Origin of the sequence: Vibrio nigripulchritudo, from assembly GCF_027924785.1 — a bacterium.
GTDB classification, from domain to species: Bacteria; Pseudomonadota; Gammaproteobacteria; order Enterobacterales; family Vibrionaceae; genus Vibrio; species Vibrio nigripulchritudo.
Genome location: NZ_AP027049.1, coordinates 1,742,254 through 1,760,891 on the forward strand (window position 1 = coordinate 1,742,254; position 18,638 = coordinate 1,760,891).

The window sequence follows — 18,638 nt, forward strand, 5'->3', positions numbered from 1 at the left end:
TTTATCATGAAAAAAGCAGTCGTAGTATTCAGCGGTGGACAAGATTCGACAACGTGTCTGGTTCAGGCGATCAAAAATTTTGATGAAGTTCATGCAATTACGTTTGATTATGGTCAGCGTCATAAGCTTGAAATCGAAGTGGCGGAGCAACTTGCTAAAGATCTGAAAATTGCCGCGCACAAAGTCATGGATGTCGGGCTTTTGAATGAACTGGCTATCAGCTCACTAACGCGAGACGACATTCCTGTTTCCCATGAATTACAAGAGAATGGCTTGCCAAACTCTTTTGTTCCTGGGCGTAACATTTTATTCCTGACTCTTGCCGGTATTTACGCGTATCAAATCGGTGCTGAAACAGTGATCACTGGAGTGTGTGAAACTGACTTTTCCGGCTATCCAGATTGCCGCGACGAATTTGTGAAAGCAATGAACACAGCCCTAGTGTCTGGAATGGATAAAGCGCTTGAGATCAAAACCCCTCTGATGTGGTTGAACAAAGCGGAAACCTGGGCACTGGCAGATCAGTACGAAGCATTGGATCTGGTTCGCCTACATACTTTAACCTGCTACAACGGCGTAATTGGTGATGGTTGTGGAGATTGTCCATCTTGCGACTTGCGTGCAGCAGGTTTAAATGAATACCTCGACAACAAAGACAGTGTTATGCAGTCGTTGGTGTCGAAGCAGAATGGCGTATCGCATCAATAGGGTCAGTGTAGGCATCAACAATGCAGTTTCTGCCATTGAGTTTTGCCTGATACAGTGCCTGATCCAAAATTGAGTAGAGCACATCAAAGTCGCTGAGCTTTTCTGATGTAGACAGGTAAGAGAAGCTCGCGGTTAAGTTCAGAGTCTGATGGTCTTCCGACATAAAGGTTTTAGACTCAATCAAATCCCGCATTTTTTCTACTTTTACCCACACTTGTTCTTCGGGAACATCGGTAAGAAGCACCATAAATTCTTCACCACCGATTCGACCGATACTGTCTCTTTCACCTAGCTGAGACGAGATGGTTTTTGCTACATGTTTTAGCGCGATGTCTCCGGTAGGGTGACCGTAGTTGTCATTGATGTCCTTGAAATGGTCGAGATCGAATAGCACTAGTACATGCTTTAAATCTGGAGAGGAACTTTGCGGTTGCCGGCGGATTTTTTCTAGAATCGTTAGTCGATTGTAGGTGTGTGTTAACGAGTCCTTTTCCGCCGTTTGACGAGTTCGTTTGTTTGCATACAGTATCCCGCCAATGATCAAAAACAACACCACCATAAACATTCGGTTCATTAGGTCGCGTTGAGTTAAAGACTCCAACTGATGCTGCTGCTCTGTGTTTTTCAACACCAGTTTTGAGTTTTCCAGTTCTTCTTCAAGCTTGCTTTTACTTAAATCCAGCGCTTCAAACGCATTTTGGTTTTCTCGGTCGCGCTTTTGTATTTCCAACTCATGAAAACGTTTGTAACTCTCTAACGCTTGCGAGTAGTTACCTGTTGTCTCCTGAATTTCCGACAGCAGTTGTAGTGAGTCGGCTTCGTATTTAGGCAGTTCGTCTATTTTGGCTAATTCAGTTGCCGTTTCAGCGTACTCAATGGCTACGTTATACACTTCACGAGTCAGATATTCATTCGCCAAGCTTAATGCAATGCTGATTTTCATCTCTAGATTGTTTTGGTCTTCAGCCATATCCATCGCTTGGTGCAAGTAGGCGTTGCTGAGGTCGTGATGCCCCAGTTCGGTATTCAATTGCCCAAGACCAATATAGGTGAGTGCCATGCCGTACTGGTGATCCAGCTTTTTTAGGATTTGCAGAGACTCTTGATAGTGTTGCTCGGCTTTGTCTAGCTGCTTAGCTTTAAGGTATAAGCTGCCTAAACTATGTAAGATCTGGGCTCGGGCAAGTGGCAGGGTGTTTGGTTCACTGCGCAATTCCAGAGATTTGAGTAAATAGGTTTCCGATTCTTCGTACCTGCCCATATCAGATAGCAGATTGCCGATGTCGTTGTAGTTGCCTGAATTATCGTGGTAGTCCTTGGAGTTAGAAATGATTTTGAAATACGTTTCCAACGCGACTTTGTAGTCGCCCAAATGGGCATAGTTGTTGGCTAACAGACGATAGGCATCCCTCAAAGGAATAAAAGGGTCCGTTAATTGCTCAAGGTGAGCAGAAATCGAAGAGCAATAAAACTTGGCGCTATGATGCTCACCCATGCGGCTAAGGAGTAGACAAAGGCGATACTCAATTAGAGCGCGACTTTGATAATCGTGGGTGACTTTAGTCTGGTTAATGAGGTTTTTATACTTGGCATATGCCGCTTTATTGTCGTGCTTTACTTCATCATTCAGTGCGGCAACTAAGGTGTGCTGAAACTTATCATAACTTGTTGGTGTATCGGGTAATTCACTGTAATAGGGCTGTTTTCTAAGTGTATAAAAACGGTGAATTTGTGTTGATATATAAAGCTTTTCAGCGTTGTCGGGCAGGATGATATAACGCTCTTGAAGCATCATAAGTGCAGCATGTTCATCACTCTGAAGTTTTTTAGAATACAGTGCGTTCCAGGCTTCACGATCAAAAGCAAATGAAGAGGTGGAAAGGACTAATGCGATGATGCTTGAAAGTAGCGTGAGTTTTCTCACTTATGCTCCCGAGTGAGTATAAATTGACTGCGCCATTTTACGTTCATCGAATAATGGTGGTAGTGCAAATGTCACCTTTTGAAACAGAAAATGATAATTGTGCAAAAGAATGGGCAAATAGTTGAGGTGAGCCGAAAATTATAGGTTTGAATATATATAAATACAGTTTCACTTTGTGAAACTAGATTAGTTTCAGAAAAATAAAAAGCTCGGAAAATTAATTTCCGAGCCAGAAGTACTTATTTTAATTGTATTGTCATTTAACGTACAATTTTGCCAAATCTGAAGGTTCCATTTCCTTACCTTCTAAGGTGGCATTCCAGTTTGTACCAACTAAAACACCATCTTCTGCTAAAGTAAGCAGCCAGTCTTCAGCAAAAATATCGAGTGGAATTTCCAGTACCTCAAAATCTGCCCACTCTTCAACGTTATGAAGTTCAGCATCTTCTTTAGATGACCAGAATGGCATTACTTCGCTGTTTTCAAACTCTGTTGAATCACAAGCCAGCCATCCATCTTCATTTTTCAGACCCCAAACCAGCTTGGTTTGTTTTGTCTCTTCAATGAACAGATTAAGGTTAGACTCGATATCTGAAGTCAGTTTTGTCATCGGGATTTTCCAATACAAGTGATAATTGCGGCAAAGGGTAGCATTTCAGAGGGGATTTTACACGGTAAATAAGACAGAAATAAAAAAGCCAGCCTCTATGGAGGCTGGCTTTGAGGTCTGAGCGTTTGAATTTACTTTTTCTTAGTAGTAAAAATGTTCCACTCGTTGATGACTGAGCCTTTGTACCCCACAACAGTCGCGACTACGCGGCGGTTGAGTGCATGGCTAACCTGGCTTTCACCCAAGTCATCTAATACCGAATCACCAAAACCGATGGTTTTAATTCGTGTGTGGCTCACTCCATAGCTGATCAAAGCCTCACGAACGGCTTTCGCTCTGCGCTTAGAAAGATCCAAATTGTGTTCTGCGTTACCTGTTTTACTGGCAAATCCCTGTAGCTCAATTGAAGTTTCAGGGTAAGCATCCAAAAACTCAGCCATGGTGCGAATCTGGGTAATAAAGGCTGGTGTGATTTCGTCTGAGTCGTTGGCAAACAAGACTTTTAGCTGCTTTTTATCTTCCGACTCAATGTAGGTTTCACACCCATCATTGTCTACGCTAGCGCCACGAGGTGTACCAGTACACAGGTCACGGGCGTTCACTACGCCATCGTAGTCATCATCACTTAAATCAGCAATTTGGTCAGACTTTGGTACGTCAATATAATCGTATTCGTCATCGCTCTGATTGGCGGAAGCGTGCCAAGATAGTGTAAGCAGAGCTGAACACGCTATTGCTAGATACTTCATTCATTCCAACCTTAATATTCTACAGATTCTTTCCACTCGTCTGGTACTTCAACCAGAAGAGAGTCAAGCAGGTTTCCGGAAGCATTCATGACACGATATTTAGCCAATTGCTCTGCATAGTGTGCATCAATGTATGCTTTACGGGCTTCAAACAATTCGTTCTCGGTGTTGAGTAAATCAAGAAGAGTACGTTTACCAATTCGGTATTGCTTTTCATAAGCAATAACCGTTTCCGCAGCGGAGTCAACGTGGTCTGCCAAGAATTCTTTTTGTTGCAAGGTCAGATCCAGCGCACTCCAGGAAAGCTGGAGGCTTTCTTTAATGGTGCGAAAAGTTCTGTCACGGAGATCTTTTGACTTATTTAACTGGTAGGCAGCGCGCTCAGAGTTGGCACTGTCGGAACCGCCGTTATACAGGTTGTAACGCATACGAAGCATTGCAGTTGCTTCATCTGCCTGACCACGTACACCCCCAGCATCTTCACGCCATGTGCCGGATGCCTCGAAAGAGAATGTAGGGTAGTTCACACCTTTTGATTGGTCATACTGGAAACGCGCGGCTTCAACGTCTGCTACCGCAATGCGAATAACAGGGTGATCACCGTATGCGTTATCCAATGCTTCTGCAAAGGTCAGTGGAATGGACGTTTCATCCGCTCTTGGGAAAATAAGACCCTGCGGAGTCTGTCCTACCAGGCGGGTGAACTGAGTGTGTGCATCGAAGATATTGTTCTGTGCTGCGAGCAAGTTGCCGTGTGCTTTAGCAATACGCGCTTCAACCTGAGAAACATCCGCTACAGAACCAATACCAGACTCGGCTCTGCGCTTGATATCTTTATAGATCTTTTTGTGAACAGCGAGATTGCTTTCAGAAAGTGCCAGAATTTCTTCAGACTTAACGGCTTCTAGATAAATCTGAGCAACTTCAAGCGCTTTATCCTGAGCACTGGCTAATAATTGCAGTCTCATGGATTCAGCTTCAGCAGCTGTTCTATCTATATTATTAAGTGTGGCTGAACCATCCCAAATAAGCTGAGTAAAAGTTAAAGTTGCTTCTTTTCTCGTCAGGTCAGTTGTTTCGCTATTTACCGGAGCTGGGTTTACATGTTCAAAACCAATTCCAGCATCTAGATCAACTTTTGGAAGATATGCACCGCTTGCCGCTTCGTTATCTTTTCGATAACTCATGTAATCGTTGAATGCACTCTTTAATTCTGGGTTGGTGGCGAGCGTAATGGCCACGGCTTGCTCCAGCGTTTGAGCATAGACACTTGTGGCTAAAGAACCAGCAAGCAAACAGCCAATGGCACCTATATAACGTCCTTTCACTTTACCTCTCCAGTCGTGTTAATTCTTGATATGTTTATATATTATCCCAATTATAGTCTCATTTTTGAGATGCATGCAAAATACAAATTATTGGGTGAGCTATATATTGCGATATTTATTAATCATAAGCCATTGAATGTTTTCACAGACAAACACTTATATTCGCTTGTTCTCATTTTTGAAACAGATAACTATCAATAAATACATATACTTAAAAGGGTCGAATATTATAGGTTGAGACACTTAGAAGCAATATTATCAGTTTGAATTTTTAAGCCTTTTACGAAATTATATTGCTCTAATTCTCAACCTTCCACTTGTTAATTTAATACTGCGATATTGGATAGAAATTCGTAGTGTTTTTACTTCTTTGGGAGTAGGGAATATGGCTTCTTTTTCGTCTTTATTTTCTGCAGGCTTGTCTGCACTGGGTAAAGTAATAGTGATAGATGTTGAGGGGAATTTAAAAACTGTCTCCGAAGATTATTCACTTTTACCTGGCGAAGTATTTGTAACTATTGATGATGAAGTGGTTTTGGCTGAGCTTCCTGCGAAAGAGGGAGAGCCCGAATTATCTACCGATATAGACCAGATATTGTCCTCAATAGAGGCGGGTGAAGACCCTACTTTACTTGTGGAGTTTGCCACCGCAGCGGGTGTAGAAACACCAACGCAAGAAAAAATTATAATTATTGATATTGCGGGCAACATCAAAATTGTTCCTGCTAACACTGTGTTGTTACCTGGTGAAGTGGTACTTGAAGATGAACAGGGCTATTTACTGTTTTCCGAGAGCGATTTACCAGATACAGCGATACTGGATGAAAGCGGTGAATTGCGCATATTGGACACCGACCCTGAGATAGATCAGATTTTCGCCGCGTTAGAGGCAGGGGCTGACCCGACTCAGATTGAAGAATTGGCACCTGCAGCCGGTGGAGGTGCAGCGGGTTCATCGATTGGAACGTCTGGGGAAATCGAACGTACTGGTACGCAAGTGCTTGCGGCTACGTCTTTTGACACCTCTGGTTTAGCCAGTCAAGGGTTATCCGAAACTCAAAGTCTTTCACTTCTTAATCTTCTGCAGATCGCGGCAGTAAATCAGTCTCCCGTCGCTCAGAACAGCAGCGCAGCTCTTGATGAAGATACCAGCATTTCTGGACAGGTTTTGGCAACAGATGCCGATCTACCTGCTGGTTCTACACTGACATACGCGACTACATCGACAGCGACTGGACTCACGTTCAACAGTGACGGTACTTACACGTTTGATGCTTCCAGCTATGACTCATTGTCTGAAGGTCAAATCCTCGTCATCACGGTGCCTTACACCGCGACTGACAATCAGGGAGCAACAGGTAGCGGTACGCTAACCATAACCATCACAGGTACGAACGATGCACCTGTCGCTCAGGCTGAATCTTTCTCAGTGAATGAGGACGAGACCTTCTCAGGGCAAATGGACGCTACCGATATCGACCTTCCAGCGGGCAGCGCTTTAAACTTCTCAATTACTGACACAATTGAAGGGTTGACCTTCAATACTGATGGTTCTTATACCTTTGATGCCAGCAGTTACGACTACCTTCAGGAAGGGCAAATACTGCAAATTCCTGTCGTAGTAACCGTAACCGATGAAGCTGGCGGAACCGATACAACAATATTGACCATTACCATCGTGGGTACTAATGATGCGTCTGTTGTGTCGGCAGATACTCGTACTCTGACTGAAACAAACAGCGTCCTTACCTCCTCTGGCACATTGACCAGTACTGACGTTGACGGTCCAGACAATAGCTTTACCGCCAACACCATTACTAATGATTTTGGTACTTTTACTATTGATGCCAATGGTAATTGGACGTTTTCATCAAATGGCGCGTTTGATCATCTTCGCCAGGGCGAAGAAGCAAGTTTCATTTACCCGGTAACCACCACAGATGGAACAGAAACCACGGTTACAATAACTATTCAGGGTACAAATGACCTTCCTGTTGTTGAAGAGAGGTTAGGAGGTTGGATTCAAGAGGATGAGACTACACCAATTGTAAAGAACTTAGTTGTTCAGGATCCAGACAACACGAATCACGATTTTGAAGTGGTGGGTGGAATTGACCCTGCTGACAGCGTCGGCGTATTCAAAATTAACTCAGATGGCGTCTGGACGTTTGAACTGACTCCGGGTAAAGCTGATTACTTAAAAGAAGGGCAGAAGCTATTTGAAACCTATCTGGTGAAAGTTACTGACGAAGATGGTGGTGAAATCATTGTTGAGGTTACGGTTGGCATCGTTGGTACTAACGACGCTTCAGTGGTGTCCTCCGATTCGGTAACCTTAGTCGAGACCGATAGTGTATTAACTTCCTCTGGCACTTTGACTAGTACAGATGTTGATGGACCAGACAATAGCTTTGTCGCCAACAGTATTACCAATGACCTTGGCACATTCACCATTGATGAAAACGGAAACTGGACGTTTACAGCAAGCAGCACGTTTGATCATCTAAGAGTTGGTGAAGAAAAAACATTTACCTACCCAGTTACCACTGCGGATGGTACGGAAAGCTCGGTGACTATCACCATTCAAGGCACGAATGACCTTCCTGTTGTTGAAGAGCGTTTAGGGGGCTGGATCCTTGAAGATGATGCTGGGCAACTCGTTAAAAACCTCATTGTTCAAGACCTTGATAATGACAATCATACCTTTGAAGTTGTCGGCGGAATTGACCCGGCAGACAGTGTTGGCGTATTCAAAATTAACTCGGATGGCGTCTGGACGTTTGAACTGACACCAGGTAAAGCTGATTATCTGAAAGAAGGTCAGAAGCTTTTCGAAACTTATAAAGTGAAAGTGACCGATGAAGATGGCGGCGTAACGATTGTTGATGTAACGGTCGGTATCGTAGGTCAAAATGACGCCGCTGTTGTTTCTTCAGATGTTCGCACTTTGGTTGAAACAGACAGCGTACTTACTACGTCAGGTACATTAACCAGTACAGATGTAGATGGACCAGATAACAGCTTTGTTGCCAACTCCATAACCAATTCTCTTGGTACATTTACGATTGATGAAAACGGTAACTGGACGTTTACGGCTAGTGAGACCTTTGACAGCTTGCGAGTGGGAGAAGAGCTTTCTTTCACTTACCCGGTTGAAACTACCGACGGCGCAACCAGCTCGGTTGAAATCATCATTCAGGGTACGAACGATCTTCCTGTTGTGGAAGAACGATTGGGAGGCTGGATTCTTGAAGATGATTCTGGGCAACTCGTTAAAAACCTCGTTGTTCAAGACCTCGATAATGACAAGCACACCTTTGAAGTAGTAGGAACGCCAGCAACGGTCGTCGGTACTTTTGCTATCAATAGCGATGGCGTGTGGACATACGAGCTAACTCCGGGGGCGGCGGATTACTTAAAAGAAGGTCAAAAGCTCTTTGAAACCTATCAGGTGAAAGTCACTGACGAAGACGGTGGCGTGACGATTGTTGATGTCACGGTTGGTATCGTTGGTCAGAATGATGCCGCTATCGTTTCTTCCGATTCTGTTACGCTTGTCGAAACAGACAGCGTTCTTACATCTTCCGGTACTCTAACCAGTACAGATGTAGACGGACCAGACAACAGTTTTGTCGCGAGTTCCGTTACTAATTCACTCGGAACGTTCACCATTGATGAAAATGGCAACTGGACATTTACAGCAAGCAGCACTTTCGACCATTTACGAGTCGGCGAAGAGGCGACATTTACTTACCCGGTCACTACTACCGATGGGGCAACCAGCACGGTCGAAATCACGATTCAGGGGACGAATGATCTTCCGGTGGTGGAAGAGAGACTGGGTGGCTGGATTAGTGAAGATGAGACGACACAAATTGTCAAAAATCTTGTTGTGCAAGACTTGGATAATGACAACCATACTTTTGAAGTCGTCGGTTCTGTCCCTGGTGCTGTAGGTACGTTTGTCATCAACAGTGAAGGTGTGTGGACTTATGAGCTGACTCCAGGTGCCGCAGACTACCTTAAAGAAGGGCAAAAACTGTTCGAAACGTACCAGGTGAAAGTCACTGATGAGGATGGTGGTGTAACCATCGTTGATGTCACCGTAGGTATCGTCGGCCAGAACGATGCCCCTGTAATTGATTCGACCATCAGTGTGACGGGCAGCGTTGCAGAAGATACGGCGGGTAGTAGTGTAGCAACAGGTCAGCTTGTTGCCACTGACCCGGACAATGATACGGCACCAAATACGGATCTCACGTGGTCTGACATTACAACCAATCCTTCTCAATACGGCAATTTCGTTATCGATTCGGGAACTGGCGAATGGACGTTCCAGATAGATAATACGCTACCAGCAGTTCAAGCCTTGTCTGAAGGTCAGTCGGTGACTGAAACCTTTACTGTTCAGGTGAGTGACGGAATGGGAACCGATACCCAGGAAGTCGTCATTACCATCACGGGCACCAACGATGCACCAGTTGCTCAAAACGCTTCTGTTGGCGTGGATGAAGATGCGAGCATTACTGGCAATGTGACGGCGACAGATGTCGACCTTCCAGCAGGTTCTTCTCTGAATTATGCGACAACATCTACAGCAACTGGGCTGACGTTCAATTCAGATGGTTCATACAGCTTCGATGCTTCCAGTTATGATTCGCTGTCTGAAGGGGAGACTCTGGTCATTCAGGTTCCTTACACCGCGACGGATGAGCAGTCTGCCGTAAGCAATACAGGCATGCTCACCATTACCATAACCGGGACAAATGATGATCCGGTTGCTGACGCTAAAGTGGTTGATGTTCAGGAAGACGCTTCAATCAGTGGTCAAATGACGGCAACTGATGTCGATTTGCCTACAGGGGAGTCACTGACATTCAATACGACCAGCACTGCGACCGGGCTAACTTTTAATTCGGATGGTAGCTATACATTCGATGCCTCTAGCTATGATTATCTTCCTGCGGGACAAGTACTTGAAATAGTAGTACCTGTAACCGTAACCGATGAAGCAGGTGGAACCGCAACGACCACTCTTACCATCAAAGTAACGGGGACAAACGATGCTGCCGTTGTAGACAGCGCGACCAAAACGTTACAAGAGACAGATGCAGCGCTCACCACTGGTGGAACTCTGACCAGCACGGATGTTGATGGCACAGACAACCGCTTCAATGCGTCCACAACTAACGGAACCATAGGTACATTCTCAATTAATGCCAATGGTGTCTGGACGTTTGTTGCGAGCAAAGTCTTTGATGAATTAAACGTTGGCGACAAAGTAGAAGAAACTTACAACGTCACAACCGAAGATGGTACACCTACCACTGTTACTGTGGTAATTGAAGGCACTAACGATGGTCCGGTGATAGATGAAACCACGGGGGTTTCTGGCACCGTCAAAGAGGACGTTGCTGCGAGTGCAACTGCTACAGGAACACTGGTCGCTACCGATCCAGACAACGACACCGATCCAAACCAAGATATGGTGTGGACAGACGTTACGACAGGCTCTCCGACTTACGGCAGCTTCTCGATAGATTCAGGCACTGGTCAGTGGACGTATCAAATCAATAACTCACTGAGTGCCGTTCAGTCGCTTGCCGAAGGGCAAACTGTGACTGAAACCTTTACCGTTCAAGTCAGTGATGGTTCAGCGACAGATACTCAGGAAGTGACAGTCACTGTAACGGGAACCAATGATGATCCAGTGGTCACGGGCGGCAAATTCGCTGATACCGTGATTGAAGATTCTCAAACCACGGCTTCCGGTGCTATTACGTTTGATGATGTCGACACATTGGACACTCATACCTGGGTTGTATCGGGTGGTGGAACAGGTACTTACGGAAATCTGACCATAGATAATGATGGTAACTGGCAGTACGTCTTGGATGCGGTTAAATCAAACAGCTTGCACGAGAATCAGAAAGAAACTGAAACTTTTACCGTTACCTTGAGTGATGGCAAAGGTGGAACCGTTTCTAAAACCATCGAAATTTCAGTGGTTGGTAGCAATGATCTGCCGTCTGTAACAGGCGGAACAACTGGCGATGTAGAAGAAGATAATGCCGCCGAACAAAATGCAACGGGCACGTTAGCAATACAGGATCCAGATGTACCGGACAACGCTGAGTTTACTTTGCTTGGCAGTGATACTCAGACTTACGGTTCGTTCTCAATAGACAAAGACACCGGTGAATGGGAGTTTGTGCTCGATAACTCCGCAGCACAAACTTTGTCTGAAGGGCAGGAAGTCACGCATACCTTTACGGTTCAGATAGAAGATGATTACAACGGAATTGTAACGCAAGACGTTGTTATCACTATCAAAGGTGATAATGACCAGCCTTCTATATCCGGTACACAGTTAGGTCAGTTGAAAGAAGATACTACGTTGACAGCGACTGGCTCGATGGACGTTGCCGATGTCGACCTGAATGATGTTCATAGCTGGACTATGAGTAATGGTGGTGTGGGCAAATACGGCTCCATTTCTATTGATGCTAATGGTGACTGGACATACACCCTTAACAACAGCAGTAAGCGTGTTCAGCAACTGGCAGAAGGTCAGAAAGCCCATGACTTCTTTACCGTCACGGTTAGCGATGGTCAGGGCGGAACAGACAGCAAACTGATTACCATTGAAGTGACAGGAACCAATGACGTACCGCGTTTGGGCGGTTCTCGTGTTGGCACCGTTACTGAGGATGGCACGCTTTCGGTTTCTAAACAGTTGAAACCTAGTGATGTGGATAAAACGGATACACATCAATGGGAGGTCACTCAGTATCATCCAGATAGCCTGGGGACATTTGTTCTCGATGCGAACGGAAAATGGACCTTCACTCTGGATAACGATAAAGCCGATGACTTGGATGCAGGAGACAGAGTTCGCGAAGAATACTGGGTAAAAGTGACTGATAACCACGGAGCATCAACTACCAAGAAAGTGGTCATCACAATCGAAGGGACCAACGACATTCCAGCACTGGATGGCGATTTAGCGGGAGAGGTAACAGAGGATACTCAAACCACGACCACAGGTCAGTTGTTGGATGGCGATCCGGATGCGGACGATTCTCACACCTTTGCAGTGCTCAACCCTCAAGGCTTATTTGGTGAGCTAACGGTAAATTCTGACGGCAGTTGGAGCTACGATCTGACCAATACCAATAGTCAGGTACAGGCACTGGCGGTGGGCGAAACGCTGACTGATACCTATCGCGTCACCGTAACCGACAGTCATGGTGAGAAAACAGAGAAGAACTTAGTCATCACCATTAAAGGTAATAACGATGACCCGGAAATAACCGGTAAAGTTTCTGGGACCGTGATTGAAGCAACGGCAGGTCAATTAGAGACAGACGGTCAGCTGGCAGCACTAGATGTGGACACATCCGATACCCACACTTGGTCGGTGACTGCGCCAACGGGCACTTATGGTTCACTCTCGGTAGACCCTAATACTGGGAAATGGACGTATGTTCTGGATTCAGGCAAACCTGCGACGCAGGCACTGGATGCTGGTGAGGTTGCACAGGACAAATTTACCATCGAAGTCGATGATGGCAATGGTGGTACAGCAACCAAAGAAATTGTCATTAATGTCGTGGGTACAAATTCAGACCCAAGTATTGTTGGTGATGATACTGGCGACATAAAAGAACTCGCTGGTACATCTACACCTACCACACCGAATACCACAACAGGAACGCTTGGCTCTGGCGATCCAGATGGTGACGATTCACACACATGGATGGTTGTTGACCCAAGTGGCACCTATGGCACATTGTCTATAGACAGCGATGGAAAATGGACCTTCACCCTCAATGATGGTTCAAACGTGGTAAATGAACTTGATGAAGGCGATACAACAACGGATACCTTCACCGTTCGTGCGACCGACAGCTTCGGTCAGCAGAGTGAATCCCAGGTTGTCATTACCATTGAGGGTACCAATGATGCGCCAACGCTTAATGGAAGCGCACTTTCCAAAACCGTAACGGAAGATGGTGCGAGCTCCGTATCTGGTCAATTGAATTCTGGTGATCCAGATAAAGATGATGGAGCTGAATTCGGTATCTCTGGTGCACATCCTGCCGGCGAAGGTACTTACGGCAACCTTGTTGTCGACCCGTCAACAGGGCAGTGGACCTATACCCTTAAAGATCCAAACTCATCAGCGATTCAGGAATTGTCTCCGACAACCAGTCTGACAGAGACATTCACCGTGTTTGTTAAAGATGACGCAGGTGAAATGGTCTCCAAACCGCTCACTATTACGATTGCTGGTACAAACGACGAACCGGTGATTTCAGGTGCTACAGAAGCAACCTATAAAGAAGATACTGGTACGGGTTCAAGTGTTTCGTTAACCGGAGCACTGAATATCACCGACATCGATAAAGACGTTGCTAGTGGTTCGGATACCGATACTGTCGATTCCGCAAAAATTGTTTCCTCTACCTTTGCAGGCAATCTAGGTACTCTCACCATTGACGCGGCAGGTAACTGGGAATATCTCATCGATAATGACTCGCCACAGGTTCAGGGATTGCGTGAGGGAGAAACTTACGTGGAAACCTTCACCATTCTTGGTGAAGACGAGTTTGGCGCCATTGTCAGCAAGGACCTGGCAATTACGGTTAAAGGAACGAATGACATCCCAGAAGTCTTTGGTGATGACGCCGGAACGGTAACCGTCACTAAGTCTGAAACCGCTAAGGGTATGGTACTGGCAACGGATGTAGACTCACTGGATGATGTGAAAGCCTGGACGGTTGAAAGTGGTGATGGCACATATGGTGTTCTAAGCATCGACGGGACAACAGGCGAATGGGTCTACACGATAGACAGCACTAAATCGATGCCTGGTCCGAACGACACGGCAACGGATACATTTTATGTCAGGGCGGAAGATCTTGATGGTGGTGTGTCAGAAAAATTCGCGATTGTTATCAATGTTCAAGGTTCAAACTTCCCACCAGTTGGCGGAGGTGGCAGCCCAACGAATGATCAGCCTGATATTGGTGGAGACATTACAGGTTCAGTTACAGAGGATTCGCTAACTGCAGAATCTGGACAACTGACGGTGACTGACCCTGATACCGGAGACAGTCACACATGGAGTCTGATTAATTCGGGCGGTACAGCAGAACCAGATAATAAGTTGGAAGGCACGTACGGTACGCTTGAGCTCAATCCGGCTACAGGTAAGTGGCATTATGTACTTAACAACAATGATCCTGCTGTTCAAAACCTCAAACCGGGTGAGACGGTGCAGGAAACATTCACAGTTAAAGTGACGGATTCTTCTGGCGAAGCCAACGATTCAGATACGCAGACCATCACCATTGATGTTGTTGGTAGTGCTGATCATGTCGAAGTTTCTAATCCGGTTATTGAAACGGCTGTTGTTAAAGAAGATGCCGTTACTACCGATTCCGGAACGCTCACTACCCCAGCTGGTCTCGGAACGGGTACCTGGCATCTGCCAAGTGGTGTAGGTCAGTTTGGTACATTAACTCTGGACTCTTCCGGTAACTGGACATACAACCTTAACAGCGCTAACCCTACAGTTAACCAACTGAAAGAAGGTGCGAAGCTCACAGAAACATTCGAAGTAGTGGTTGTTGATCAGTATGGTAAAACGACGGTTGATGCGAGTGGAAACCCCATCAAGCTTCAGGTCGAAATTGATATAACCGGTACTAACGATGCACCAAATATTACGGGTGAGTTAACCAACAGCATTGCGAACAGTGATTCTGATGGAAAAATTACCGGTGATTTGAATCCTGGAGACCCTGATGTTGGTGATACACACACTTGGCGCCTACCAAATGAAACCGCTTCAAATGAAGAGGAAGGCACATACGGTAAGCTGATTCTCAACCCAACAACGGGTGAGTATGAATACCAGTTTGATAGCAGTAACAACACGGTTAAGAATCTAGGTCAAACAGAAACTCTGACAGAGACTTTTGACGTCATTGTTAAAGATGACAACGGGCTCGAATCTACCGATACAGTCACTATCACGATTACTGGTTCGAACGATGCTCCCGTTATTACGGGAGCAACGACAGGTACAGCCGAAGAAGACAGTGGTATAGCTGCGTCTGGCAAGCTGAATGCGGTAGAAGCGAACACTGATGATAGCGCGAGCTTTATCGCCAAAGAGGGAGCGAATGCGCTGCAAGGAACTTACGGTAAGTTCGAAATTGATGCAGAAGGTAACTGGACATACAACTTGTTCGACGGTCAGCCTCATATCGAAGAGCTGTCTCCAGACAGTTCTATTACTGAGTCCTTTATTGTTACTGCGGTCGATAGCTTTGGTGTGACCACCAGAGAAACAGTCACAGTCACCATTACTGGTACTAATGATGATCCTGTTGTTTCCGGTGATTCAACGGGCGTGGTTGCAGAAACGGCGGTTACAACGGCAACTGGTCAGTTGGTGACAGCAGATGTCGACGATAACGATACCGCGACTTATAGCGTAACGACGGTTGCTTCTTACGGTACTTTGAGTGTGAACCCATCTACAGGTGCCTGGGAGTACGTCGTTGACAGCAACAACGCAACCGTAAACAGCCTTGGTAAAGGTTCTTCAATCACCGATACGGCAGAGATTACGGTTACAGATAAATTCGGTGGTACGGATACCATAACGGTAAACATCACCATCAACGGTGAAAATGATGCGCCTTCCATTTTTGGTAACCTTGCAACCGATACGGACGCAGAAGCACAGGAAGAGTCAACAACGACTGTGACTGGGCAACTGCAGTCTGGCGACCCGGATATGTTGGATTCTCCAGACACCCATACGTGGGAAGTACTCAACGACAATTCTCCTTATGGCAGTATGGACGTTGATCAAAATGGTGAATGGACCTTCAATCTCGAAAACAGTCATGCAGACATCCAGAAATTGGGAGCAGGTGAAGAGATTGAAATTCAGTATCAGATAAAAGTCTCTGATCAGCATGATGTCAGTGATACGCAGACTGTCACTATTACAGTAAAAGGTACCAACGATCTTCCTGTCGTTACTGGCCCTCTTACTGGAGCAACTGCAGAAGACGGAACAAGCACCGCGACGGGAGATTTGGATGTATCAGACATTGATGAAAATGATACTCACACATGGAGCGTGTCAGGCAGCGATGTCGGAACGTATGGCAGCATTTCGGTAGATGCGAATGGTGTTTGGACTTACATATTGAATAACGCCTCGGATGCGGTTCAGAATCTGGCGGCTGGTCAAACTGAGCAGGATACCTTCCAAATCTCTGTGTTTGATGGCACGGATACGGTGACCAAAACGGTGACGATTGATGTTACTGGCTCAAACGATACCCCAAGTATTACTGGCGATACTTCCGATTCCATTTCACAAGACGCAACCGCATCGGTAACGGGCGACCTGAATGTGTCGGATAAAGACCTGTCGGATACTCATAGCTGGTCTATCGTTGGTTCTGATACCGGAAAATACGGCGAACTGAGTTTGAATACGTCGACAGGTGAGTGGGAATACACCATTAACAATTCACTTGCAGGCAGTAACGCGCTTGGACAGGGACAGACAGAAGACGAAGTCTTTACCGTTATGGTTTCTGATGGTCAGGGTGGGACAAAAGAGCAGGATGTAACCATTACCATTTCAGGTCGAAATGACGCACCTCAGGTTACGGCAGTTGTGGTAGCAGGAACGACAACGCTTGGCTTCACAGCATCTGCTACTGGTAGTTTGACCGCCACTGACCCAGATGCCAATAACGCATCACTGACCTGGTCGGTTTCTAACCCAAGTGGTACTTATGGCAACTTAAGCATCGACCAGTCCGGGCAATGGACTTACAGCATCGATGAGAGTAAACCAGATACGACAGATTTAGTGGCGGGCGTCACTAAGACGGAAACATTCACCATTGAAGTAGAAGACAGTCACGGCGCTGTTTCTACTGAAACGGTAACCGTAACGGTTAACGGTTCGCTATTTGATGGCACTCCTACGACTGGAAATGACATTCTCATTGCAACGGATGACGATGAAATCTTCTACGGGGATCCAAAAGGAAGTGCAGTGGCGTCGCAAGATACCTTTGTTTGGCAGCCTGGTTCTCTGGGGACTCCGGCAGGGCACGACATTATCCGAGAGTTTGATGTGAGCAATGACAGACTTGATTTAAGCGCAATTGTGGCTGCTGACAATGTTTCTGGATTGAGTGAGCTGACTTCAAATCTGACACTTTCTGAATCTTCCGGAAATACTTACTTGAATGTGAGTAACGGCTCTGGAACCATTCAGACCATCGAATTAGAAGGTATTGGCTTAGGCAGTCTGTTGTCTCATGCCTCTCCGGGTAGTTTGTCACCGGAAGAGCAGATCGAGCGTTTGTTGGACAATGGAAGCTTGATATTGAGCGACAACATCGGTGATAGTAGCGCCAATACCATTAGTGGTAATAGCTCCGCTTATAGTCTGTTTGGGTTATCGGGTAATGACATATTAGACGGTGACGGCGGCGATGACTTGATTGCTGGTGGCAGTGGGAATGACATCCTCACAGGTGGTGCAGGCAACGACTTGTTCATTTGGTACAAGGGTGAAACTGACAGTGCAGCCAGTCACGATCAAATTACCGACTTTGAACTGTCGGGAGGTGACAAACTCGATTTAAGAGACATCCTTCCAGATACTGTAGATGGCAACAGTCTGTCTTCTTTGCTAGGGCATATCTCCGCCACAGTATCTTCAGACAGTTCCACACTAGAACTGGTTGTTACACCTGAAAGTGGCATGTCACAAGCGATCGACGTCGTAATTGGTAACGCTGCCGACTACGGTTTATCGATGACATCTACTTCCAGTGATATCGTCAATGAACTGATGAATAACAATGCATTTAAATGGGACTGATAAATAAACTCATTCCCCTTAAATAGCAAAAGCGCAAGACTTGGTTTTCACATGCCGAGCCTTGCGTTTTTCATTGCAATTGAGCTAGCCAAATTAAGCTGTAAATTCATCTCGTAAACGTTTGCTCTGTAATTGAAACCCTTTCAATTCCTCAGTATTTCCATCCTGAAACCTGCACCAATTTATCTGGCATCCAACAAAAATATACCTTCCTTTATGGATTGTTTATAAATTCATTTTTTAGTTCTTTTCTAATACTCTAAGTATTAGAGAATTGATCGTTTTATGATCTCAAGATCCTCAGTCTTAATTATCAGGTTGAATAAAAATTTGGAAAGAGAGCAGACAAAATACTCCTGAAAAAGATTAGTAATGTGTGGTT

Annotated in this window: 6 protein-coding genes; 2 read left to right on the forward strand and 4 right to left on the reverse strand. The window is 45.6% G+C overall.

Going from position 1 to position 18,638, the window contains the following annotated elements:
• Positions 1-6: 6 nt before the first annotated feature.
• Positions 7-708: a 7-cyano-7-deazaguanine synthase QueC gene (gene queC / locus QMG91_RS08080; protein ID WP_281830183.1), complete on the forward strand. Its 702-nt coding sequence runs from the start codon at positions 7-9 to the stop codon at positions 706-708.
• Here the strand turns inward: queC and QMG91_RS08085 are convergent.
• The 4 genes from QMG91_RS08085 to QMG91_RS08100 form a co-directional block, all read right to left on the reverse strand.
• Positions 662-2,632: a GGDEF domain-containing protein gene (locus QMG91_RS08085; RefSeq protein WP_281830185.1), complete on the reverse strand. Its 1,971-nt coding sequence runs from the start codon at positions 2,630-2,632 to the stop codon at positions 662-664. The genes queC and QMG91_RS08085 overlap by 47 nt on opposite strands.
• A 256-nt stretch (positions 2,633-2,888) precedes the next feature.
• On the reverse strand, positions 2,889-3,242 hold the full coding sequence (locus QMG91_RS08090; protein ID WP_004405831.1) for a DUF2750 domain-containing protein: 354 nt from the start codon (positions 3,240-3,242) through the stop codon (positions 2,889-2,891).
• Between the two features lie 131 nt (positions 3,243-3,373).
• Positions 3,374-3,991: an OmpA family protein gene (locus QMG91_RS08095; RefSeq protein ID WP_004405830.1), complete on the reverse strand. Its 618-nt coding sequence runs from the start codon at positions 3,989-3,991 to the stop codon at positions 3,374-3,376.
• An 11-nt stretch (positions 3,992-4,002) separates the two neighbouring features.
• Positions 4,003-5,304 carry a TolC family outer membrane protein gene (locus QMG91_RS08100; protein ID WP_457853493.1) on the reverse strand — a complete coding sequence of 434 codons (1,302 nt, stop codon included), beginning with the start codon at positions 5,302-5,304 and terminating at the stop codon, positions 4,003-4,005.
• A gap of 400 nt (positions 5,305-5,704) precedes the next feature.
• Between QMG91_RS08100 and QMG91_RS08105 the strand changes: the two genes are divergently transcribed.
• The gene (locus QMG91_RS08105) at positions 5,705-18,256 is read left to right on the forward strand and encodes a VCBS domain-containing protein (protein WP_281830188.1); all 12,552 of its coding nucleotides are present in this window, start codon (positions 5,705-5,707) and stop codon (positions 18,254-18,256) included.
• Positions 18,257-18,638: the final 382 nt, after the last annotated feature.